General features: G+C 59.2%; 24 protein-coding genes. 13 read left to right on the top strand and 11 right to left on the bottom strand.

Annotated features, from left to right (window positions below; all coding sequences use genetic code 11):
* Window positions 1–59: 59 nt before the first annotated feature.
* On the bottom strand, window positions 60–755 hold the full coding sequence (locus tag LT85_RS05775) for a flagellar brake protein (protein ID WP_038486437.1): 696 nt from the start codon (window positions 753–755) through the stop codon (window positions 60–62).
* Window positions 756–765: 10 nt separating this feature from the next.
* Window positions 766–1089: a flagellar hook-basal body complex protein FliE gene (gene fliE / locus LT85_RS05770; protein WP_038486435.1), complete on the bottom strand. Its 324-nt coding sequence runs from the start codon at window positions 1087–1089 to the stop codon at window positions 766–768.
* A 358-nt stretch (window positions 1090–1447) separates the two neighbouring features.
* Here fliE and fliF point away from each other — a divergent pair, with 358 nt between their 5' ends.
* The 13 genes from fliF to fliR all read left to right on the top strand — a co-directional run bounded on the left by fliF (window position 1448) and on the right by fliR (window position 12748).
* Entirely contained in the window at window positions 1448–3172 is a 1725-nt protein-coding gene (gene fliF / locus LT85_RS05765) for a flagellar basal-body MS-ring/collar protein FliF (protein WP_052134747.1), read from the top strand.
* Window positions 3165–4163, top strand: coding sequence for a flagellar motor switch protein FliG (gene fliG, locus LT85_RS05760; RefSeq protein WP_038486433.1), 999 nt, complete (start codon window positions 3165–3167; stop codon window positions 4161–4163). Before fliF ends, fliG begins: the two co-directional genes overlap by 8 nt.
* Window positions 4156–4914 (top strand): flagellar assembly protein FliH, encoded by a 759-nt coding sequence (fliH, locus tag LT85_RS05755; protein WP_253273674.1) that lies wholly within the window; start codon window positions 4156–4158, stop codon window positions 4912–4914. The genes fliG and fliH overlap by 8 nt, the downstream gene beginning before the upstream one ends.
* Entirely contained in the window at window positions 4907–6334 is a 1428-nt protein-coding gene (fliI, locus tag LT85_RS05750) for a flagellar protein export ATPase FliI (RefSeq protein WP_038486429.1), read from the top strand. The genes fliH and fliI overlap by 8 nt, the downstream gene beginning before the upstream one ends.
* Window positions 6335–6440: 106 nt before the next feature.
* Window positions 6441–6896 (top strand): flagellar export protein FliJ, encoded by a 456-nt coding sequence (fliJ, locus tag LT85_RS05745; protein ID WP_038486428.1) that lies wholly within the window; start codon window positions 6441–6443, stop codon window positions 6894–6896.
* 17 nt (window positions 6897–6913) lie between these two features.
* Window positions 6914–8275: a flagellar hook-length control protein FliK gene (locus LT85_RS25245; RefSeq protein ID WP_052134743.1), complete on the top strand. Its 1362-nt coding sequence runs from the start codon at window positions 6914–6916 to the stop codon at window positions 8273–8275.
* 128 nt (window positions 8276–8403) lie between these two features.
* Entirely contained in the window at window positions 8404–8880 is a 477-nt protein-coding gene (gene fliL / locus LT85_RS05735; protein WP_052134741.1) for a flagellar basal body-associated protein FliL, read from the top strand.
* Between the two features lie 20 nt (window positions 8881–8900).
* Window positions 8901–9902: a flagellar motor switch protein FliM gene (gene fliM / locus LT85_RS05730; RefSeq protein WP_038486426.1), complete on the top strand. Its 1002-nt coding sequence runs from the start codon at window positions 8901–8903 to the stop codon at window positions 9900–9902.
* Entirely contained in the window at window positions 9895–10329 is a 435-nt protein-coding gene (gene fliN, locus LT85_RS05725; RefSeq protein WP_038486424.1) for a flagellar motor switch protein FliN, read from the top strand. The genes fliM and fliN overlap by 8 nt, the downstream gene beginning before the upstream one ends.
* Window positions 10326–10805 carry a flagellar biosynthetic protein FliO gene (gene fliO, locus LT85_RS05720; RefSeq protein ID WP_081992090.1) on the top strand — a complete coding sequence of 160 codons (480 nt, stop codon included), beginning with the start codon at window positions 10326–10328 and terminating at the stop codon, window positions 10803–10805. The genes fliN and fliO overlap by 4 nt, the downstream gene beginning before the upstream one ends.
* Before the next feature lie 101 nt (window positions 10806–10906).
* A complete protein-coding gene (gene fliP / locus LT85_RS05715; RefSeq protein ID WP_052134740.1) occupies window positions 10907–11674 on the top strand; it encodes a flagellar type III secretion system pore protein FliP in 768 nt (255 codons plus the stop codon).
* A 10-nt stretch (window positions 11675–11684) separates the two neighbouring features.
* Window positions 11685–11954 (top strand): flagellar biosynthesis protein FliQ, encoded by a 270-nt coding sequence (gene fliQ / locus LT85_RS05710; protein WP_038486422.1) that lies wholly within the window; start codon window positions 11685–11687, stop codon window positions 11952–11954.
* Complete coding sequence (fliR, locus tag LT85_RS05705; protein WP_038486420.1) at window positions 11954–12748, top strand: flagellar biosynthetic protein FliR; 795 nt, start codon at window positions 11954–11956, stop codon at window positions 12746–12748. The genes fliQ and fliR overlap by 1 nt, the downstream gene beginning before the upstream one ends.
* A 155-nt stretch (window positions 12749–12903) precedes the next feature.
* Here the strand turns inward: fliR and LT85_RS05700 are convergent, their stop codons facing one another.
* From LT85_RS05700 to flgE, 9 genes are all read right to left on the bottom strand, one after another.
* A complete protein-coding gene (locus tag LT85_RS05700) occupies window positions 12904–13614 on the bottom strand; it encodes a hypothetical protein (RefSeq protein ID WP_156117445.1) in 711 nt (236 codons plus the stop codon).
* 242 nt (window positions 13615–13856) lie between these two features.
* On the bottom strand, window positions 13857–15065 hold the full coding sequence (flgL, locus tag LT85_RS05695) for a flagellar hook-associated protein FlgL (protein ID WP_038486416.1): 1209 nt from the start codon (window positions 15063–15065) through the stop codon (window positions 13857–13859).
* A 48-nt stretch (window positions 15066–15113) separates the two neighbouring features.
* Window positions 15114–17087: a flagellar hook-associated protein FlgK gene (flgK, locus tag LT85_RS05690; protein ID WP_038486414.1), complete on the bottom strand. Its 1974-nt coding sequence runs from the start codon at window positions 17085–17087 to the stop codon at window positions 15114–15116.
* Between the two features lie 168 nt (window positions 17088–17255).
* Window positions 17256–18209 carry a flagellar assembly peptidoglycan hydrolase FlgJ gene (gene flgJ, locus LT85_RS05685; protein ID WP_038495172.1) on the bottom strand — a complete coding sequence of 318 codons (954 nt, stop codon included), beginning with the start codon at window positions 18207–18209 and terminating at the stop codon, window positions 17256–17258.
* Between the two features lie 21 nt (window positions 18210–18230).
* Entirely contained in the window at window positions 18231–19343 is a 1113-nt protein-coding gene (locus LT85_RS05680; RefSeq protein WP_038486412.1) for a flagellar basal body P-ring protein FlgI, read from the bottom strand.
* Between the two features lie 2 nt (window positions 19344–19345).
* A complete protein-coding gene (locus LT85_RS05675) occupies window positions 19346–20023 on the bottom strand; it encodes a flagellar basal body L-ring protein FlgH (RefSeq protein WP_052134738.1) in 678 nt (225 codons plus the stop codon).
* Window positions 20023–20805: a flagellar basal-body rod protein FlgG gene (gene flgG / locus LT85_RS05670; RefSeq protein ID WP_038486410.1), complete on the bottom strand. Its 783-nt coding sequence runs from the start codon at window positions 20803–20805 to the stop codon at window positions 20023–20025. The genes LT85_RS05675 and flgG overlap by 1 nt, the downstream gene beginning before the upstream one ends.
* Window positions 20806–20905: 100 nt before the next feature.
* Window positions 20906–21652: a flagellar basal body rod protein FlgF gene (locus LT85_RS05665; protein ID WP_038486408.1), complete on the bottom strand. Its 747-nt coding sequence runs from the start codon at window positions 21650–21652 to the stop codon at window positions 20906–20908.
* Between the two features lie 49 nt (window positions 21653–21701).
* Window positions 21702–22910, bottom strand: a complete 1209-nt coding sequence (gene flgE / locus LT85_RS05660; protein WP_038486406.1) for a flagellar hook protein FlgE — start codon at window positions 22908–22910, stop codon at window positions 21702–21704.
* Window positions 22911–22980 lie beyond the last annotated feature (70 nt).

Below are 22980 nucleotides of genomic sequence, written 5' to 3'. Positions count from 1 at the left end.
CCTGGAAAACATTTAGGCCCTGTCATAAAAAAAGCCAGGGCGTTGCCAATTCCCCCTGTCTAGGCTCCCAGCAAGCCCCCCAGGCTCTGCCTGGCCTGATCCAGATCAACGTAATAACAGCCAAAATGATTGACTGCGCCATCCGCGCCCTGCACGCTACGGCTGAACACCACCCGCAAATCCACCTGCAAACGCCCTGAAGAGCGAAAATCCAACACCGCCGCCGGCAACACCGTTCCCACCGGCAGGGCCTGCAGCGAAACATAAGAGGACCGCAAACCGATGCCGCGCGCACTCAGGTCATGCACATCCAGCACGAAATCATTGCCGTCCCGGCGCTTGGCTCGGACCACGCAGGCCTCCACCGGTTGCAAGCCGATACGGATAAATTTCTGATGCGGAAAATAGGCTATGCAAGCCGGAATCGCCGCTGCCAGCGCGTGTGGCCACGGGCTCATGCCGCTGCCCGCCACGCTGGTCACGAAGCGCACCCCGGCGCCGTCCAGCGAACCGTCGAAACACAACTGGTCTCCCGGCATGTAGAGCGCCCCGCTACCGTCTGCGTCGCCGGCATGGATGAAAATATCGTGCGCCAGCGCCACCGCCACCAGGCGTGTAGCAAGACTCTCTCCACCGCTCAGCAAGCGCATGGTCAGCGGACTGTTCTGGCGCTCCAGCTCGCGCAAGATACTTTCGATATCGGCTGCTTCTTGCAGCAAATAGCTTGCGCCGTGCTCTAAACAAGCTTGTTCCAAAAACGTTCCTTCAGGCCGGCATGTTCATGATTTCCTGATACGCAGCAACCACCCGGTTGCGTACCTGCAGCCCCATCTGGAAACCGACGTTGGCCTTTTGCAAATCGATCATGACGTCGTTGAGCGACACGCCCGGTTTACCCAACTCGAAAGCCTCGGCCTGGCCAGCCGCGTGCTGCTGGCCGTTGCTGATCCGCTCCAGCGATTTCTTCATTTCGTCGGCAAAGCCGCCACCGGCAATCCCGTTGATCGCAGCCGCGCCCGTGCCGCCGCCGGCGATTTGCGCCGTCGCAGTCAATTGCTGTAACACTGATTCGATAGCCGATATGGCCATATTGCATCCTCTTTACTAAGTTATCTGGGCTTTGTATCGTCGCACCAGTGCTGGCGACCACACTTATCAGCGCTTGTCTTTCTTCAAGCTTCAAAGCGTAACAGCAAAGATTTTTTTGCATAACGGCAAATGATGGGAAAAATCCCGGCTATTCAAGCGATCAAAAAACAGCTCCGCCGTTGACAATCGTTAGGGTCGGCACAGGCTGCATCCTTTCACGTGATTTACTTTTGTCGACATCTGTTACCTCCCTTCTAAGGAAAGCTTGCTGTATGTCAGATACACAGAAGCACATCGCTAGCATCAATAGCCATCGCCAGTCGTCATCCGCGGTGGTTGCATGAATACGGCTGTAAATATGGCTGCAAACTCATCTGCAAATCGCACCAACCTCGCCGGCGACAAGAAACTGCCATTGCTGGAACAATTGCGCGCCAATCCGAAATTGCCGATGATGGTAGGCGCCTCGCTTGCCGTCGCCGCCATCGCCGCCTTCTGGCTGTGGAGCCGCGCACCCGATTATCGCGTCCTGTACAGCAACCTGTCGGACCGCGACGGCGGCGCCATCATCGCCTCGCTGCAGCAGATGAACATCCCTTACAAATTCGCCGAAGGCGGCGGCGCCGTGCTAGTGGCTGCCGAACAGGTACATGAAGCACGCCTGCGGCTGGCCTCGCAAGGCTTGCCCAAGGGCGGTTCGGTCGGTTTCGAGTTGATGGATAACCAGAAATTCGGCGTCAGCCAGTTTGCCGAACAAGTCAATTACCAGCGCGCCCTGGAAGGCGAACTGGCGCGTTCGGTGGAATCAATTTCTGCAGTCGAAGCCGCACGCATCCATCTGGCGCTGCCAAAACCGTCCCTGTTTGTACGCGACCAGCAAAAACCCAGCGCCTCGGTAGTGATCACGCTGTATCACGGCCGCTCGCTCGACGATGGCCAGGTCAGCGCGATTGCCCATCTGGTATCCAGCAGCGTGCCGGAACTGAACGCCAAGAACGTCACCATCGTCGACCAGAGCGGCAATTTGCTGTCCACGCCCAGCACAGGTAACCGCGGCCTGGACGCCAGTCAGTTGAAGTATTCGCAAGAGATCGAGCAAAGCTATATCCGCCGCATCGAAGCGATCTTGCAGCCTATCGTCGGCGCCGCCAACGTACGGGCGCAAGTCGCAGCCGATATCGATTTTTCAACGGTTGAGCATACCGACGAAAAATACAGTCCTAACCAGGATCCGTCCAAGGCCGCAATCCGCAGCCAGCAATCAAGCGACGCCAACCAGCAAGGCGCAACGCCGCCGGGCGGCGTGCCAGGCGCCTTGTCGAACCAGCCGCCGGTCAATCCTACGGCGCCGATCAGCGCCGTGCCTGCGAATCAAGCTGGCGCTGCCGGCGGCCAGGTGAATCCGGCCGTTGCTGCAAATGCCGCAAATGCTGTCAGCAGCGCTGCGCGCAGTGGTGGCGGTTCCAGCAATGTACGGCGCGACGTCACCACCAACTATGAAGTCGATCGCTCCATCAGCCATGTGCAGCAAAGCGCCGGCGCCATCAAGCGTCTGTCGGTGGCAGTAGTGGTGAACTATCGCGGCGCAGCCAACGCCCAAGGCAAGGCCGGCGCACAGGCCTTGCCGCCTGCGGAAATGGAACAGGTCAAGAACCTGGTCAAGCAAGCCATGGGCTACAGCGCCGAGCGCGGCGATTCGCTGAATGTCGTCAACAGCCAGTTTGCCGGCGAAGCGCCTGAGCCGGAATTGCCAGTCTGGCGCCAACCGGACAACGTCGAACTGGCCAAAGTCGCCGGCAAGTACCTGTTGCTGGGCATAGCCGCACTGTGGCTCTGGTTCGGCATCCTGCGGCCGCTGCTGCGCAGGTATTTGCAAGCGCCCCAACCTGCCGCAGCCGGTACCGCTGCAGCAATCGGCCCGAAACAACAGCTGTCGCCGGAACAACTCAAGCTAGGCGAAGAAGCAAGGCAGCGTGCGGCCGACCGCCATCAGGACAACCTGCAGCATGCGCAAGGCCTGGCCACGAGCGATCCACGCCTGGTCGCTACGGTAATCAAGAATTGGATGGGCAATAATGAGTGACGACGGAATCAGAAAAAGCGCCATCCTGCTGATGTCGCTGGGCGAAGACGGCGCGGCTGCGGTGTTCCAGCACATGACGCCGCAAGACGTGCAAAAGCTCGGCATGGCGATGTCCAGGCTGCGCCAGGTAACGCGCGAACAGATTGCGGAAGTCATGGAAGAGTTCCGCCTCGAAACCGAACAGTTCTCAGCCCTCAACCTGGATTCCGGCAGCTATATCCGCGCCGTTCTGAACAAGGCCCTGGGCAACGATCGCGCCGCCAGCCTGATCGAAGATATCCTCGAATCCGGCAACAATTCGACCAACGGGATCGATACCCTCAACTGGCTCGAAGCCAACGAAGTGGCAGAGCTGATCCGCGATGAACATCCGCAAATCATCGCCACCCTGCTGGTCCACCTGGATCGCAGCAAAGCCTCCGAAGTGCTGGAACTGTTCACCGAACGCCTGCGCCACGATGTCATCCTGCGCGTGGCTACTTTCGGCGGCGTGCAGCCCGCAGCGCTGACCGAACTGACCGATGTGCTGTCCGGTCTGCTGTCCGGTCAGGGCGTCAAGCGCAGCCGCCTGGGCGGCGTGCGGGCTGCGGCGGAAATCCTCAACCTGATGAGCAGCACGCAGGAAGAAATCGTGATCCAGCATGTGCGCGAACACGACGGCGACCTGGCGCAACGCATCATCGACGAGATGTTCCTGTTCGAAAACCTGCTGGAAATCGAAGACCGCGGCATCCAGCTGTTGCTCAAGGAAGTCGAATCGGAGTCGCTCATCGTCGCCCTCAAGGGTGCAGCGCAGGAATTGCGCGAAAAATTCTTGCGCAATATGTCGCAGCGCGCCGCCGAAATGCTGCGCGAAGACCTGGAAGTACGCGGCCCGGTGCGCGTCTCGCAAGTCGAAACCGAACAAAAAAATATCCTGCAGATCGTACGACGGCTGGCCGATTCCGGCGAGATCGTGATCGGCGGCCAAGGCAACGATGCGTATGTCTGATTCCACCCGTAACCAGGGCCAGACGGCGCCGCGGCATGATAACGCTGGACCGATGCGTCCCGCCAGTCTGGCCAGGCAGCAGATGACGGCCTGGCAACGCTGGGAAATGGGTGAAGTCCGGACGCTTTCCGGCCAAGACGGATCAGATGTCCCCGAACCATCGCAGGCAGAGCCGGCGCTATCCGGGCTGGAACCGAAACTACTGATAGATGAAGCCGAATTGCAGCGTCTGCGCCAGCAGGCGCAAGACGCCGGTGCTGCGGAAGGCCACCGGCAAGGACATGCCGCCGGCTGGCAGGAAGGTTATAACGCCGGACTCGACATGGCCCGCAGCGAAGCCGACAGCTTGCGGCAAATCGGCCTGGCGATGCCTGCCGCCCTGCGCCTGGCAGAAAAAGAAGTGGCCGACGACTTGATGACGCTGGCGCTCGACATTGCACGCCAGGTAGTGCGCCAGGCTTTGTCGGCAGAACCGCAACTGATCCTGGCCGCCGTACGCGAACTGCTGCAAACCGAACCGGCATTGAGCGGTACGCCACGCCTGCTGCTGCATGCGGACGACATGCCGCTCATCCAGCAATATCTGGCGGAAGACCTGCAAGCAGCCGGCTGGCTGTTGCGTGCCGATCCTGGCATCACGCGCGGCGGCTGCCGGGTACAGGCCAACAGCGGCGAACTCGACGCCACCTTGGAAACTCGCTGGCAACGCGTCGCTGCTGCGCTCGGACGCAGCATTCCCTCCCATGACTGACATCGCCATTCCCGACAACAATCGCCACCTGCAAGCCTGGCGTCAGGCGCTGGCCAACGCCGGCACCGGCGTCGGCCGCAGCGTGCCGATCCGCACCTATGGCCGCCTGACCCGCGCGGTCGGGCTGGTGCTGGAAGCGGTGGGCCTGCGGCTGCCGGTGGGCAGCGATTGCCTGATTGAGCTGCCGCCCGGTTATGCCCAGCGCACTACCGAAGCCGAAGTCGTCGGCTTCGCCGGCGATCGCTTGTTCCTGATGCCGCAAACCGAAGTGGCCGGATTGTTGCCCGGCGCACGCGTTTATCCGCTTGAAGCCAGCCCCGCCGCCGGCAATGGCGCAACGCCAACCGAACCGGGCAGCAAGCGTTTGCCCGTCGGCGCCGGTATGCTGGGGCGGGTAGTAGATGCCGCCGGCCGGCCGCTGGACGGCCTCGGTCCGCTCGATTTCAGCTGCGAAGCGCCGCTCTCCGCTGCTCCCATCAACCCGCTGGCGCGTGCTCCTATCGACAGCGTGCTGGACGTCGGCGTGCGCGCCATCAACGCCCTGCTCACGGTAGGCCGTGGCCAGCGCATGGGCTTGTTTGCCGGCTCTGGCGTAGGGAAAAGCGTGTTGCTCGGCATGATGGCGCGTTACACCAGCGCCGAAGTCATCGTGGTCGGCCTGATCGGCGAACGCGGCCGCGAAGTCAAGGATTTCATCGAAAACACCTTGGGCGCGGAAGGCCTTGCGCGCGCCGTCGTGGTGGCGGCGCCGGCAGATACCTCCCCGCTATTGCGCTTGCAAGGCGCAGCCTATGCCACCTCGCTGGCCGAATATTTCCGAGATCAGGGCAAGGACGTCTTGCTGATCATGGATTCGCTGACCCGCTACGCCATGGCGCAACGTGAAATCGCGCTGGCGGTGGGCGAGCCGCCGGCCACCAAAGGTTATCCGCCATCAGTTTTCGCCAAATTGCCGGCGCTGGTGGAACGCGCCGGCAACGGCGCCCGCGACGCCAACGGCAAAGGCGGCGCGATTACCGCCTTCTATACGGTGCTGACCGAGGGCGACGACCAGCAAGATCCGATTGCCGACGCCGCCCGTGCAATCCTGGACGGCCACGTCGTGCTGTCGCGTAGCCTGGCTGAATCTGGCCACTATCCGGCAATCGACATCGAAGCATCGATCAGCCGCGCCATGACGGCGCTGATCGCGCCGGCGCAGTTCGATTCCGTGCGACGCTTCAAGCAAATGTTATCGCGCTATCAACGCAACCGTGACCTGATCAGCGTCGGTGCCTACGCTCCCGGACATGATGCGCAACTGGACAAGGCGATTGCCCTGTATCCCAAAATAGAAGCATTTTTGCAGCAAGGCATGGAAGAGCGCGCCGGTTATCTAGAGGCGGTCACGGAACTGGGAGACTTGTTTCAGCCGGAATAATGTCTTGATGGAAGACGTCCCTGTATTTTTTTAAAGGGCAACCGTTAACACGAAGATAAGCCGCACTAACGATCTGTAATTAGCGCTCCACCTCTGAGGGGAAAACATGTCAAATACATTACCGCTCGCCATGTTGATCGAACTGGCCCAGAACAAGACCGACGATGCGACGCGCCGCCTGGGCCAGTTGCAGCGGGCGCAGATCAGCGCCGCTGAAAAGCTGGAACTGCTGATTCAGTATCGCCAGGAATACTGCGACCAGCTGCAGCTGCAGATGCAGGACGGCGTGTCTTCTTCGCGCTGGCGCAATTTCCAGCATTTCGTCGGCACCCTGGACGACGCCATCGAACAGCAACGCGCAGTCGCGGCGCAAGCCGATACCCGGCTGGCTCTTGGCCGCAGCGACTGGCAAAGCAACAAGCGCCGGCTGAGTTCGTTCGACACGCTGGCCGAACGGGTTAAACAACAGCAGGCGCAACTGGCCAACAAGCGCGAACAGCGCGCCAGCGACGAATATGCAGCACGGCAATTCCGCGTGCGCATGATCGCAGCCGCAGAATAATCACTCGGGAAATTCTCATGTCTTTACTTGTATCAGCCAACACCGCCGCTTTGCAAGCCGGACCATCTGCCAGCGGCAACAACGCCAGCCAGCAGCAAGGCGACGCCGGCAATTTCGGGCAAGTCCTGAACCGTTCTCTGGCAAGTTCGGATAAGCCGGTCGACGCCACCGACAGCGCCGCAAAACCCATCGAGCGCAGTGCACCGAAGCGTGCAGCGGCCAGCGACAAGGACAACGAACAGCAAGATGCCGGCGCCCTCCCGGTGCTGGCATTCATGCCATTGCCGCCTGCTGCGGTCAGTCCGCTGCAGGTCAGGGCGGCGATCGGTAGCGACAGTCAGCCATCGTCGGCGGCAGAAAAACAGCTCAACGCCGCCATCGCGGCAGCCGGCGGTAAAGCCGGTGAGACGGCAGCAGCACCAGTAGCAACGCAGCCGGCTACAGAAGGTACGGACAAAGATGTGACGACGGCGACAGCTGCGGCAGTTCCGATGGCTGCGCTGGCGTCAGCGAGCGCTCCTGACGCAGCGCAGCCAACCCGCGCTGCCACCACCGGAAAAGAACCCGGCATTGAAGTCGCCACAGTGCCAGCCCATAACTCAGCGTTGGAACTCAAGGGAACCATGACCGGAAATAACGCCGGCCAGCAAGCGGCGCATGACGAAGGCTTTACCGACAAGCACGGTACAACGGACAAACCTGGGCGTCCAGAAAATCGCAGCGTTCAAGAATTTGCAGCGCGCCATATGGATATCGCGCCGACTACCGGCAGCGCGGCTAGGGACAGCAACGGTTCCACACACGCCAATCCAATGACTCCCGACATGTCTGGCCAGGTCAATCCAGCCGCGGCAAACAGCCATTCTTTAGCAACGACCACCTTGTCGATCCCGACGCAAGCGGCGCCTGCAAGACTGGCGCTAACGCCATCGGTTGGCAGCGACGGCTGGGCGCCGGCGCTCGGCAAACAAATGGTCTGGCTGGGCAATAGCGGTCATCAAAGCGCCGAATTGCATCTCAACCCGCCCGATCTCGGGCCGCTCAAAGTTACCCTGACCATCAATGACAACCAGGCCCAGGCCATGTTCGTCTCGGCGCACCAGTCGGTACGCTCGGCGCTGGAAGCCGCCTTGCCGCAACTGCGCAGCAGCCTGGCAGACAGCGGCATCAACCTCGGCAATACCTCGGTCAGCGCCGATACCCAACAGCAAAGCGCCTTCGCCCAGAGCCAAAGCCAACACCAGAGCGGCCAGCACGGCCCATCCGGCCAGTTCCAGCGCAACGCCGGCAACCTCGACCTGAATCCCAGGGTAGAGCGCAATGCAACCCTTGCGACAGTCAGCAGGAATGGCAATGGCAAGGTCGATATTTTTGCTTAACGGAAAAAAAATACACACACCTGGCGCAACAAACGACGGATCTGAAGCGCTTTATCCCTTTACATCAGCAGATAGTTCGCGCCCTTTTTGGCAAAGAATGAAGGCTGGATTTCGATGCAGGAAAAACCATGGCAACAATCGCGGAAGACGTAGTGGCGGCACCCAAGAAGAGCAAGCTAGGACTGATATTAATTGTAGTGACCGCAGCCCTGGCAGCGGCCGGCGCTGCCTATTACTTCACCAGCGTGCAACCTCGCGGCAAAGCCGCCGCGGCGACACAGGTTCCGGAAACGCCGATTTTTGTAGCGCTGGATCCATTCACCGTCAACATGCAAGCGGATGACCGTGACCGCTTCCTGCACATCGGCCTGACCCTGAAAGTGGCGGACGCCAAGAGCCAGGCGCAGATCATCCAGTATCTTCCGGAAACCCGCAGCCGCATCCTGAGCCTGCTATCGAACCGCGATCCCGCTACGCTGGTGACGGCGGACGACAAGAACAAGCTGGCTGCTGAAATTCTCAAGGCGCTGAACAAGCCGCTGGCCAGCAGCCAACCGCCGCAACACATTACCAATGTGTTGTTTACCGCCTTCGTGGTGCAGTGAATTTATTTTGAGATCCATCAATGGCTTATGAACAGCTACTGTCGCAAGACGAAGTAGATGCGCTACTGCAGGGCGTCACCGGTGAAACCGATGCCGCCGCCGCACCCGCGCCCGATACGGCTGGCGTGCAAGCCTATAACCTGGGTAGCCAGGAACGTATCGTGCGCGGTCGCATGCATACGCTGGAGATCATCAACGAGCGCTTTGCCCGCCAGTTGCGCAGCGCATTGTTCAATTTCATGCGGCGCAGCCCCGACGTCTCGGTCGGCGCGGTGCATGTGCAGAAATACAGCGAATTCATCCGCCACCTGCCGGTGCCGGCCAATATCAACCTGCTGCATATGAAACCCTTGCGCGGCACGGCGCTGTTCGTGTTCGATCCGAACCTGGTGTTTCTGGTGGTAGATAACCTGTTCGGCGGCGATGGCCGCTTTCACATGCGGGTCGAGGGCCGCGATTTCACCCAGACCGAGCAACGCATCATCACCCGCCTGCTGAACCTGGCGCTGGACAGCTACGGCAGCGCCTGGAATCCGATCTATCCGCTCGAATTCGAATATGTGCGGGCTGAAATGCATACCAAGTTCGCCAATATTGCGACGCCCAATGAAGTCGTGGTCAACACCACATTCCATATCGAGTTCGGGCCGATCGGCGGCGCTTTGCATATCTCCATTCCGTATTCGATGATCGAACCGATCCGCGATCTGCTGTCGAATCCGGTGCAGGACGAAGTTGAAATCGACAAGCGCTGGGTCAAGCAATTGTCGCAACAGGTGCAAAGCGCAGATGTCCAGCTGAAAGTGGATTTCATGCAGATCCCGTCGACCATCGGCCAGTTGCTGAAACTAAAAGCCGGCGATGTACTGCCGATCGAGATGCCGGACACGATTATCGCCAAGGTCGACGGCGTGCCGGTGATGGAATGCGGCTACGGCACGTCCAACGGCCGCTACGCGCTGCGGGTAGAAAAAATGATCAATCACCGCGAAAGTGATTTAAAGGGAAACGAAAATGAGTGATGAAAATAAGCCGGATCCGAACATCGACATCGCCGACGACTGGGCCAGCGCACTAGCGGCTCAAACCGCGGCGTCGCAGCCTGCCGCAGCGCCGGCCCCGGAACCTGCCGCAGCGACAAGCAAAGTATTCCAGCCCTTGAGCGGTGATGCCAAGGAAGTCGCCAAGACCGATATCGACATGATCCTTGATATCCCGGTGCAAATGACTGCCGAACTGGGTAGGACCAGGATCACCATCAAGAATCTGCTGCAACTGGCGCAAGGTTCTGTCGTCGAGCTCGACGGCCTCGCCGGCGAACCGATGGATGTGCTGATCAATGGCTACCTGATCGCCCAAGGCGAGGTGGTGGTGGTCAACGACAAGTTCGGGATCCGCCTGACCGACATCATCACGCCATCCGAACGCATCCATAAGCTGAACCGATGAAAACTGCGCGCAGTTTGTGGTTGGCGCTGCTGCTGGCGTTAGCCGGAGCCGCTCTGCCGGTGCAAGCGACGATTGCCGCATCAACTGCCGTAATCGACGCACCCGCTGCAGTCCCGTCATGGGGTGCCGCCGGCCTGCTGCAGGCAGCGTCGGGCCTGGCGGTCGTAATCGCGCTGATCTTCTTATGCGCCTGGGCGGCACGTCGTCTCGGACTGCAAAAACACAATAGCGGCCGCCTGGTGAAAATCATCGCCAGTACCGCCATCGGCCAGCGCGAGCGCGTGGTGGTAGTCGAGATCGGCGACACCTGGCTGGCGCTTGGCGTCACACCCGGGCAGATCCAGGCGCTGCACAGCATGCCTGCGCAGGAGCTGCCGCCAGAGCCCAAGCTGCCGATCCGGCAAGGCGCCATCGCGGCTGGCAATGCCGCCGGTCTTTTTGCGCAAAAGCTGCGCGAATCGCTGGGAAAAAAATAGACAAACGCGGCTTGCCGCGACTTGTATAAATCATTGCAACAACCATTGCAGCGACCATTGCAAAATCATTCCATCGATACTCTTTCAAACCGACAGCCAGAATGCGTCCTCTCTCTTTCCTCGCGCAACACCGCAAACTGCTGCCCGCATTACTGCTGGCGCTGAGCCTGCTGCCGGCCGTCGCCGCCGCACAAGCGCTGCCCGGCATCACCAGCACCGCCGGTCCCGGCGGCAGCCAGACCTGGTCGCTCAGCGTCCAGACCATGCTGCTGCTGACCTCGCTGTCTTTCCTGCCGGCGCTGCTGTTGTCGATGACCAGCTTTACCCGCATCATTATCGTGCTTGGCCTGCTACGCACAGCGATCGGCGCGCAAAGCTCGCCGCCCAACCAGATCCTGGTCGGCTTGGCGCTTTTCCTCACCTTCTTCGTCATGTCGCCGGTGTTCGACAAAGCCTACAGCGACGCCTATAAGCCGTTTTCTGATAATAAAATCAGCGCTGAACAGGCCCTGGAGCGCGGCATCCAGCCGTTCAAGACCTTCATGCTGAAGCAGACCCGCGAAGGCGATCTCGCCCTGTTCGCCAAGCTGGCGCAAACGCCGCAGATGCAAGGCCCGGAAGAGGTGCCCTTGCGTATTCTGGTTCCGGCGTTTGTCATCAGCGAACTGAAGACCGCCTTCCAGATCGGCTTCACCATCTTCATCCCTTTCCTGATCGTCGACCTGGTGGTCGCCAGCGTCCTGATGTCGATGGGGATGATGATGGTGCCGCCGGCCACGATATCCCTGCCGTTCAAACTGATGCTGTTCGTGCTGGTCGACGGCTGGCAATTGCTGATCGGCGCACTGGCCCAGAGTTTCTACACATGAGTGCGAAAATATGACGCCCGAATCGGTAATGGCGGTTGGCTTCCAGGCCATGAAAATGACGCTGCTGCTTGGCGCCCCTCTGCTGTTGGTAGCCCTGATAACAGGCTTGATCATCAGCCTGTTCCAGGCCGCCACCCAGATCAATGAAATGACCTTGTCTTTCATTCCCAAGCTGCTGGCGGTGTGCGCGACGATGGTCATCGCCGGGCCGTGGATGCTGAACTCGATCCTCGACTACATGCGCCAGCTGTTCTCCAGCATCCCTCATCTGGCTGGCTGATGTCGCCGGTCCTGTCCGTCACTTCGGCCCAGCTCGGCGCCTGGGTCGTCGCCTTCGTCTGGCCCTTCGTGCGCATGCTGGCGCTGATCAGCAGCAGCCCGGTCTTCGGCGAAAAGAAGGTCGCGCGCCAGATCAAGGTCGCCCTGGCCGCCCTGCTGGCCATCGCCATCGCTCCCACGCTGGGCCCTATGCCGGATGTGCCGCTGTTCTCCGCCGGCGGCGTCTGGATCCTTATCCAGCAAGTGCTGATCGGCACTGCCATGGGCTTTTCGATGCGCCTGGTATTTGCCGCGGTACAGGCCGCCGGCGACTATGCCGGTTTGCAAATGGGCCTGTCGTTCGCCTCTCTCTTCGATCCGAATAACGGCGGCAACACGATGGTGCTATCGAGTCTGCTGAACATGTTGGCGATGCTGATCTTCCTGGCAGTTGATGGTCACCTGATGATGATCAGCACGTTGGTCGAAAGCTTCCATGTATTGCCGGTTTCAGACGCGCCCTTGGCGGCGGAAGGCTGGCATTTCCTGGCGCTGGCCGGGGCCAATGTGTTTTCAGCGGCGCTGATGCTGGCGCTACCCCTGATCGGCGCATTGCTGACCTTGAATCTGGCCATGGGGATACTTAACCGGGCTTCGCCACAATTGAGCATCTTTGCTGTGGGATTTCCGCTCACGCTGCTGGGCGGAATCTTGATGTTGCAGCAGTTGATGCCGCATCTGGCGCCGTTCATGGAACAGCAGTTTGCGCTGGGGTTAGCGGATATGTTACAAGTTGCCAGGGCATTCAGGCAATAAGCCAGTTCGCGGCCCGTCGCACGTTTAATCGTTCGACTTTAGTCACCGCGATTTTTCAATACCTGACATATCAATTGCGTAGATATCCCTTTTCTACAATGTCAAATTTTCGCATCAACAAACAATCGCAGTCACTGGACGACAACTGTACTTGCCTATCGTGACAGGACTACGCTGTCTTGAACGAAAGCGTGCTTGAGAAAAGGAAGCTGCAATGCAATCTGCGTTCCCTCAATGCTGGATACCCTGCCGCAGCCGGATATGATCAACTGCTCGAGTTGCGGGAACAGCTGAGGAATCAGGGCCAAGCTGGCCAAATTTCGGCAGCGATGGATTTCAAGGCGGCGCAAGGACGCAATCGGCTTCAAGCCGTCAAGACTTGTTGGGTTTGCCCAGATAATTTGAAGTTCGTTCAATGTATCCGGCAGCTGCAAATCCGTGAAGCTTTTACTCTTCGGGCGGTAATGCCAGACATGCAAAAGTTGAAGATTCTTGAGCTTGCTGACACCAGCATCCTTTGGCTTATGACTCCAGATCATATCCTTCAAAGCAGGAAAGCGGGAAAAATCGATCGCCGGCCGCTTGTCATGAACGCCAAAATATTCCAGCGACGACAAGGTGTACAGCGCGTCGATATTCTTCAGATCGATATCCCAAAACCAAACCGCCTGGATACCGGGAAGGCTGTATAAGAAATCAAGCGTTGTCTCGGAAAAGCCAAACGAAGGATTGCCGAATACAGACTTGAATGAATGTCTGTGTGCTTCTTCAAGACACTCTGCCAGCATCGCAGACTCAATGCCCAGTCCTGGCATTCTTGCCGGATCTCTGGAAATTAAAAATCGTTCTTCGCGAGCAATACTCATATTGAGAGATTAAGTTGAGGGAACCATGTCGCCAAGCCTGGGCAATCCGGGGCGAAGATTGCGGCGTGAAGTGTAGAGTCAAAGTGCTCATTTAGCAACAGAACAGAACTATTTTCCTCCCGCTAAACATATTTGAACTGAAATGCAAACAGGCCGCTGCGACATTGCGCAGCGGCCTGTGAAAGATGTACTTCCATACGACGAAATATCGCGTACGCCCCGGAAAAAGGGCAGACAGGAAATTACAAATAATTAAGCAACGAAATCTTCCGTATCTGCACAAACGTCTGCTGCGTAGCTTGCAACGCCATCTGCCGCTGGTACAGCTCGGTGATCGCGCTGGTGTAGTCCAGGTCCTGGATATTCGACAAATAACTTTTATCTGACAAATTGCGGGCATCGCCTGTGGCGTTGAGTGCATCCAGCTCCTGCATGCGCGAACCGACCGACGAACGCACCGTCAGGACATTGTCGAGCGTATTCGACAATTTGACATTGGCCGTGCTCAGGGAATTCAGTAATTGCGCCTTAGCTGCGGGTGTGGCGTTATCCACCGGCGTCTTCAACGCGCCAATCAAATCCTTCAATGCGCCAAACATATCGGGATTGGCGTTCTTCGCGGTGTTGACATTGAAACTATCGCCGGTGGCCGGTGCTCCCGTCAGCGAAATCTGCAAGCCGCCGAACTGGATTGGCGTGCCCGATGCATATGTGCCTGTGGTTACCTTTGGCGGCGTGTCGGAATTGGTCACGGTGAAAGTGGTCGCCGAGGTGAAAGCGATGGAAAAATTCTTGCCGAAATCAGGATTGCTGGCGTCGGTCACCGAGGTCGATCCGTACACGCCGTCGCCGCTATTGGCCGGCGACGAAGTTGTCACATAACCTGCCCCGCCCTGCGCACTTTGGAAAATACTGCGGCCGTCATCCCCGCCGGCCATCTGCCGCGACACGTCAACCTGCAACAGCTTCTGACCCTGATCGCCCACATATTGCGCGCCACCGGCCCGGTCTACGAACGGCGCGCTACCGCTCTTGAAACCAGCGAACAGGAACTGGCCGTTGCCGTCATCGGTATTGGCCAGGCCCAGCAACTGGTCGTAGGTGCTTTGCAATGCGGTGGCGATCGAGCTGCGGTCGGCATCGGTCATGCTGCCGCTGCCGGCCGACACGATCTGCCCCTTGATATTTTGCAGCAGCGTGGTAACGCTCTGCAGTGCATTGTCTTCCAAGCCCAGCGAGCGAGTGGCTTGTGCGCGGCTTGTAGCATATTGCTCGTTGAGAGAGATCGATTGCGATGCGCTCAGAGCGCGAGTCGCGCCTAGCGGATCGTCTGACGGGGTCAGGATCTTTTTCATGGCGCCGATCTGCTGTTGCACGTGCAACAGGCTGCCTTGCTGTGAATTCATTGCAGACAGGCTCTGGTCATAAAACGACTGGGTACTGATACGCATGGTGTTCTCCCGAATTTCTCTTGAGTATGACAGTTCAATCAGCCGCAACTACCTCGCAATTCCAAGGATGGCGTCAAACATGGTCGATGCGGTCTGGATCACTTTGGCGTTGGCCTGGTACATTTGATTGTACATAAGCAGGTGGGCGGTTTCTTCATCCTGGATGACGCCCGACACCGATTGCTGCGCTGCCTTGATTTGCGACGCCAGGCTGGTTTGCGCGGTGTTGGCTATGGTGATCTGATTGGCTTTGTTACCGATGGTGCTGACCAGCTGGCCATAGGCATCGGTATAGCTGGCGGTGCCGCCAGCCATGGTTTTCTTGTTCTGCAAAGCGCCCAGCGCCAGGATATTGCTGCCGTCCGAGACGCCGGCGGTATTCGGCTCGACTGTAAACGTGTCGCCATTGACCGGCTTGCCGCTGATGGTGGCGGTAATTCCGTTGAAGCTATAGGAGGCTCCATCGGTATAACTGACGGCGGCACCGGCGGCATAATTGACGGTCGTGCCGTCAGGATTGGTGACAGTGACGGCGGCAGTGACAGGAAAGCCGGATAAGCTGGGAGGCGCAGTGGTGCTGTCGTACTTGAGGGTCAATGCAGCGGCTAGCGGCGTCGCCAGATAAGAGGCATCGACCTTTCCTGCGCTGATGACGCCGCTACCCTGGTTGCCGGCTGTCTTACCTGTAACGATGGGTGAAGCCGCAGCAACCTTGGCCGGATCGGTCACCGTTACCGTCAGATCGCGAGCGCCGGTACGGGTCGGTTGCACCAGGAAGGAATCACCGATTTGCGGCGTACCGCTGGCCGCTTTCAAGGAAACGCCGTCAAAAGTCGCCGGCAAACTGGCGTAATTGCCGACCACTTTGTTGTCGGACAGACGGGTCACTGCATATTGCGGCGTTCCGGCTACATTGACATAGTCGACCCGGTAATCGCTGGTCGTTAACTGGCTGGTGTCGCTGAAGGACGGGGCAATCACCAGGTTACCGGTATTGCGCGCGTTAGCGATCGCGGCTGGGCTTGCCTGCGAAAAGAAATCCTGGCCCGCCGCACCGTTCAGATCGATACCCAGCTTGTGCTGGGCATTGAACGAATCCGACAGCGCAATCGCCATCCGTCCCAGCGAATTCTGCGCATCGCCCAATGTCTGGTTTCGGAACTGCATCAGGCCGCCGAGCGAGCCGCCGGTGATCACGCTATCCTGCATTTCCACCGCAACCCCGGCGGCGTTTACCAGCGCCACCGAAGTCCGGCTTGGATCGGCGGCGGAGGTCACCGCCTTCAACGTAGATGCCTTATCGCCTAACACCAGCGTCTGGCCGGTGCCGATGAAGACGTTGTACTGGCCTCCATCCTGCACCACCACCTTGGTTGCTACCAGCTGTCCCAGGCTGTTGACCAGCCTGTCGCGCTGGTCCAGCAAATCGTTGGGAGCCTGGCCGCCGGCGGCGTTACTCAGCAAAGAAATTTGCTTGTTGATGCTGGCGATCTGGGTAGCGTAGGTATTAATCTGGTCGACAGAGCCGGAAATCTGATCGTTGACATTCGCGTTCAGGCCGTTCAACACGCCGCTCATGGTACGGAACTGGTTGGCCAGCGCCTGCGCCGAGCTGATCAATTGCTGCCGCGCTGCCGGATCGGCCGGCGTATTGGCCACTGCCTGCACACCCTTGAACATGGTTTGCAGCATCGGCGCCAGGCCGGTAGTCTGGTTGGCCAGCAGATTGTTGATCTGGTTGATCTGTGCGGAATATGTAGCCAGCGACTGGTTGGTCGACTGCGCCTGGTTCAGTTGCGACGTCAGGAACTGGTCGTAGCTGCGGCTGACATCGATCACTTGCGCGCCGCTGCCGAAGAAACCGACGCTGGGTGTATAGATGCCGCCGCTGGAAACGACCTGCACCATCTGACGGCTATAGCCAGGAGTGTTCACATTGGCGGTGTTGTGGCCGGTGATGACCAAAGCCGCCTGCGCCGCATTGAGGCCGCTCAGGCCGGTAAAAAACATGCTGTTCGCCATACATTCATCCTTTAAAAAGGCAACCGCCAGGCATCCCCGCCAAGCTCACTTAAGGTATAACGGCGGTAACCCGGGAAATTTGAGAGATATTTATGTGAATTTCGCAAAAAAACACCTGCCCCGACGGCAAAGCAATACCTTGTCTAGCGCGAAGGCGCACAGGAAGAATCAGATAATCTGCTTGAGAATCCGTACCAGCTTTTCACCGTATAGCGGATCTGTGGCATAGCCTGCGCGTTGCAAGCCATGCGCAGCTTCTGCCGGGTCGCGCGCAGCAAGAACTTGGGCATAACGTGGATTGGCGGTCAGGAAACGAGCATAGTCGGTAAAGGCTTCGTCATACGAACCATAGGCGCGGAACAAGGCCTTGGTCTGACGCGGCACGCCATCGACATACTCGGTCGTGAACGCCTCCACCACAGGCCCTTTCCAGGCCTTGCCGGCCTTGATGCCGAACAGATTGTGGCTGGGGCTGCCATCGCTGCCTTTGATTTCCCGCTTGCCCCAACCCGATTCCAGTGCGGCCTGGGCCAGGATCAATTGCGACGGCACGCCGCTGGCGCGGCTGGCGACCTGCGCCGAAGCACCCATGCGCGAAAGGAATTGGTCGACCTGCGACTGCGCGTTGCCGGCGCCAGCGCGGCCGGACCGATAATCGGCCGCGTCATACAAGGATAAATTCTGGACATTGACTGCATTATTCAACGGTGCAGGCGCACCCGGCTGGACAGCGCGCCGATCCAGCGCCGACGCCGGCATTTTACTGAGCGGCGACGGCTGCTGCTGCGAACCATCGACAGCGCGGCTAAGCTGCGCCTGCATCGCCTCGGCCAGCCCGAGACCGCGTCCGGAGAGGCTTTGCGCCAGTTGCTGGTCCAGCATCGACGTATACATTTTCTCTTGCTGGCTGTCGAACATGCCGTCGGGCGGCGTCGCCTCGCGCATGCTTTTCAGGACCATCTGCATAAACATCGCTTCAAACTGGCGCGATACCTGTTTCAAGCCGTCTTGCGGCGAATTCCTGGTAGTGCGGCGCAGCGCGTCGACGCCCTGGACATCCAGCGCAAAGCGCTGGTCCAGCTCGCCGCTGCGGCTGCTATCGAGTGGGCCGGAAAGGTTCATGCTCATGCGCTGTACCGTGGGTTAAATGATTTCCAGCTCGGCGCGCAACGCGCCAGCGGCCTTCATCGCCTGCAGGATCGACACCAGATCCTGCGGGTTCGCGCCCAAGGTATTCAAACCTTTGACCACATCCGCCAGCGACGCGCCATTCTTGACCACCTGCAAAGCACCGCCAGCCTGGTTCAGCTGGATTTGCGAAGTTTGCGCCACCACCGTGCTACCGCCGGAGAACGGCCCCGGCTGGCTGATAACCGGCTGGGTATTGATCACCACCGACAAATTGCCATGCGCCACCGCGCAATCCAACACGCGCACAGTCTGATTCATCACCACCGAACCGGTACGCGCATTGATGACCACCCGCGCTACCGCTTGCGCCGGTGTCACATCGAGATTTTCCATGCGCGCCAGGAAGCTGACGCGCGCTTCCGGCTGCGCCGGCGCGATCACCTGGATCACCCGCGCATCCAGCGCACTGGCCGTACCTGCGCCAAAGCCGCGATTGATCGCCTCGACCGCTTTCTGCGCAGTGCCAAAATCGGAAACATTCAATTCCAGGGTGAGCGTATTGGCGTCACCCAGCGGCGACATCACCGCACGTTCGACGATAGCGCCCGCCGGAATCCGGCCCGAGCTAAGCTGGTTGACCTGCACCTTGCTGCCATTGGCCGAAGCGCCCGCGCCGCCGACCACCATATTGCCCTGCGCAATGGCATACACCATGCCGTCCGCACCCTTGAGCGGGGTCATCAGCAGCGTGCCTCCGCGCAGGCTTTTGGCATTGCCCATGGAAGACACGGTGACATCGATATTTTGCCCCGGACGCGCAAACGAAGGCAGAGTCGCCGTCACCATCACCGCCGCCACGTTCTTCAACTGCATGTTGGTGCCTGGCGCCATGGAAATACCCAGCTGCGACAGCATGTTGTTCAGCGTCTGCGTCGTGAACGGTGTTTGCATGGTCTGGTCGCCGCTGCCATCCAGGCCCACCATCAGGCCGTAGCCGATCAGCGGATTGTCGCGCACGCCCTGGATGCTGACCAGTTCCTTGAGCCGCTCGGCATGGACCGCAGGGATGAGGCTACATAACAGCAAGCCACACAGCAAGGAATAACGTTGGAGTAGTGGTCGCATGATCAGAACGGTAAGACGTTGAGGAAGAAGCGTTGCAGCCAGCCCATGGTTTGCGCCTCGTCGATATAGCCCTTGGCGCTGTACTCGATCCTGGCGTCAGCCACTTGCGTCGAAGCGACGCTGTTGTTGCCGCTGACGGTCCGCGGATTGACGACGCCGGAGAAACGGATGAATTCCGTGCCCTGGTTGATCATCATCTGTTTTTCGCCGCTGACGATCAGATTGCCGTTGCCCAGCACCTCGGTCACGGTGACGGTGATCACGCCGTTGAACGTGTTTGCAGCATTGGCGCCGCCTTTGGCGGTCAGCGCGTTGGTAGCCTTGGCTTCAGTATCGAGATTGCCGAACAAGCCGCCCAGGAATTTCGGAATCGCCGTCAGCGCGCTGCTGGTGCTGCCGTTGCGGCTGGAGTTCGCTGCGGAGTTTTTGCTGGCGTTAACGTTTTCGCTGACGATGATGGTCAGGATATCGCCGACATTGCGCGGCCGGCGGTCTTCAAACAAGGCCTGGCTGCTGAAACCGGATTGATAGATGGCGCCATTCACCGGCATCGTTGGCCGCACCTCGGCGCGCGCGGTCATCGGCTGCTGCACCAGCGGCTCACGCGGCAGTTGCGCGCAAGCGCCGAGCAACAATGTAGCTAGCCACAGGCAGCATTTTTTCAACATCGGCTTGGTCATTACAACTGGGTCAGGCGTTGCAGCATCTGGTCGGAAGTGGTCACCGCCTTGCTGTTGATTTCATAGGAGCGCTGGGTCTGGATCATGTTTACCAGCTCTTCGACTACATTTACGTTGGACGATTCGACATAGCCCTGGCCGAGCGTTCCCGCGCCGTTCTGGCCTGGCGTGCTTTGGTTGGCGGTGCCGGAGGCGTTGGTTTCGGTGTACAGGTTTTCGCCGTTGCTTTGCAGACCCGTCGCATTGAGAAAGGTCGCCAGCTGGATCTGGCCGACCTGCACGCTCGCGGTGCTGCCCGCTTGCGTCACCGACACCGTGCCATCCTTGGCGATCGTCATGCTGGTGGCGTTTTGCGGAATCGTGATCGCCGGTTGTACCGGATAGCCGCTGGCTGTCACCAGCTGGCCGGTCGAGTCCGACTGGAACGAACCGTCGCGCGTATAAGCCGTGGTACCGTCCGGCATTTGTACCTGGAAAAAACCATCACCGGAAATCGCTACGTCCTTGGTATTGTCGGTCTTGGTCGGATTGCCCTGGGTATGAATCCGTTCCGTCGCCACCAGCCGCACGCCGGTGCCGATCTGCAAGCCGGACGGTAAATTGGTCTGGTCGGAAGTCTGGCCGCCTACCTGGCGCAGATTCTGGTACATCAGGTCTTCAAAGACCGCGCGGCTACGCTTGAAACCGGTGGTGCCGACGTTGGCCAGGTTATTCGAAATCACGTCCAGCTGTTGCTGCTGGGCGTCGAGACCGCTCTTGGCGATGGAAAGTGAACGCATCATGGGTAAAACTCCTGTCGGAAAACTAGTTGCTCGATTAAGTGCTTAATGAGTGCCTAATGAGTGCTCAATGAGCGGTCAATGAGTGATCAATAAGCTGTCGCTAAGCCGTCATGCTCAACAACTGGTTGGCCCGCTGGTCATTTTCATCAGCGCTCTTGACGGCCTTCATTTGCATTTCGAAACTGCGCGCATTGGCGATCATGTCTACCATCGCCGACACCGGATTGACATTACTGCCTTCAATCGCACCGGTCTGCAAGGTCACCGCAGGATCGGCGTCCGGCGCAGCAGCGCCGGCACGCATCCGGAACAAGCCGTCATCGCCGCGCTGCAGGTCTTTGGCGTCAGGATTGACCAGTTTCAAACGCCCCAACTGCGCCACATTGGTAGCCGGATCGCCGGCGCCGATAGCGCTTACCAGGCCATCTGAAGACACCATCACCGCTGCCCCCGGCGGCACGGCCATCGGCCCGGCATCGCCGATCACTGGCAATTTATCCATAGTCATCAATTGGCCGTCGGCGCCTACCTGAAGATTGCCGACTCGCGTATACGCTTCGTTGCCATCTGCGGTCTGTACCGTCAACCAACCGTCGCCGCGCACCGCCACATCCATCGGCCTCCCGGTCTCGGTCAACGGCCCGGTGCGCATGTCCGCGCCAGACGAGGCGCTCACCACGAAGGCGCGCGTGGCTGCTTCGCTGCCCACGACCGGCACCGCGCGGAAGCTGTTGAGTTGCGCCCGGAAACCGGGAGTCGACACGTTGGCCATATTATTGGCCGCCGACGCCTGCTGTTCCATGACTTGCTTGGCGCCGCTCATGGCGATATAGATCATGCGGTCCATGCTTGCTCCCCGTTGCCGGCAACCGTGATGACGTTAACGAAGTCCATCATCAGCGCATGCTCACCAGAGTCTGCATGACCTGGTCCTGGGTCTTCACGGTTTGCGCGTTGGCTTGGTAGGTGCGTTGCGCGATGATCATGTTGACCAGTTCTGCGGTGAGGTCGACGTTGGACGACTCCAGTGCGCCGGAAGCCAATGCGCCGACTTTGCTGCCTGCGCCGGCAGTGCCTACCAGCGGCTGGCCGGACGCGGCCGTTTCGGCCCAGACGTTGCCGCCCTTCGGCTGCAATCCGTCCGGATTGGCGAATGATGTCAACACGATCTGACCCAGCGTCTTGGTCTGTTCATTCGAATATTTTCCGGTCACCGTGCCATCCGGATTGATCGCAAACGCGGTCAGGGAACCGGAGGTATAGCCATCCTGGGTCTGTTTGGCGACAGAATTATCGTTACCGAATTGTGTCGTGCCAGTCAGGTTGATGCTGAAATTCATGGGCGCCGCGCCATTCGTCAGCGGTATGGTGGCAGGCGTCAAGATGCCGCCTGCCGGCGCCACCAGCTTGCCCGTACCCGCGGGATCAAAGGTCAATCCGCCAACCTTGCTGCTGGCGCCGCCGTCGACGGTTTGGTAAACATCCCAGGCGTTGGCGGCGGTCTTGACAAAGAAGCTGGTAATTTCATGCGGGTTGCCCAGCGAGTCGTAGCCAGTCACTGCATTTTGATAGTTGAAACTGGTCGAGTCGGTCGAGCTGAATGTCGTTGTAACAGGTATCGTGCTACGTGAATCAAGATTGTATTGCGCATTGATCTTGGCAGTCGCATTCGGCGCCATCGCTGTCGCCGGCAACTGCAATGCTGCGGGTGTGCCGCCGGCAATACTGCCGTTGGCGCCAACCTGATAGCCCGTCAGGCGCAAGCCGCCAGAATTGATGATGTAGTTGTCTTTATCGATATTGAACTGGCCATTGCGCGAATACGATACTTCGCCGGAAGGGCTAGCCAGACGGAAGAAGCCGTCGCCATTGGTAATCGCCACATCCAGCGCGCGCGTGCTGGTCTGCACCGCCCCTTGCGTAAAATTCTGCGACACGCCCGCTACCTGGGTTCCCAGACCGACCCGCGAACCGGCATAGACGTCGGCAAACAATACGCTGCCCGCCTTGAAGCCTACGGTCCCCGAGTTGGCGACGTTATTGCCGATCACATCGAGATTGCTGGAACTGGCGTTCAAGCCGCTTACGCCTTGTTGAAAACCCATGGTGCTCTCCTTTTTAAATCAGTTAATCGCAAGTTCTTCCAGCCCCGGCTATCGCGAGAACAACAGGTGG

Source organism: Collimonas arenae (assembly GCF_000786695.1).
Lineage (GTDB): Bacteria > Pseudomonadota > Gammaproteobacteria > Burkholderiales > Burkholderiaceae_D > Collimonas > Collimonas arenae_A.
Note: the sequence above shows the minus strand (reverse complement) of the source record. Positions and strands in the feature narration are given on the sequence as shown.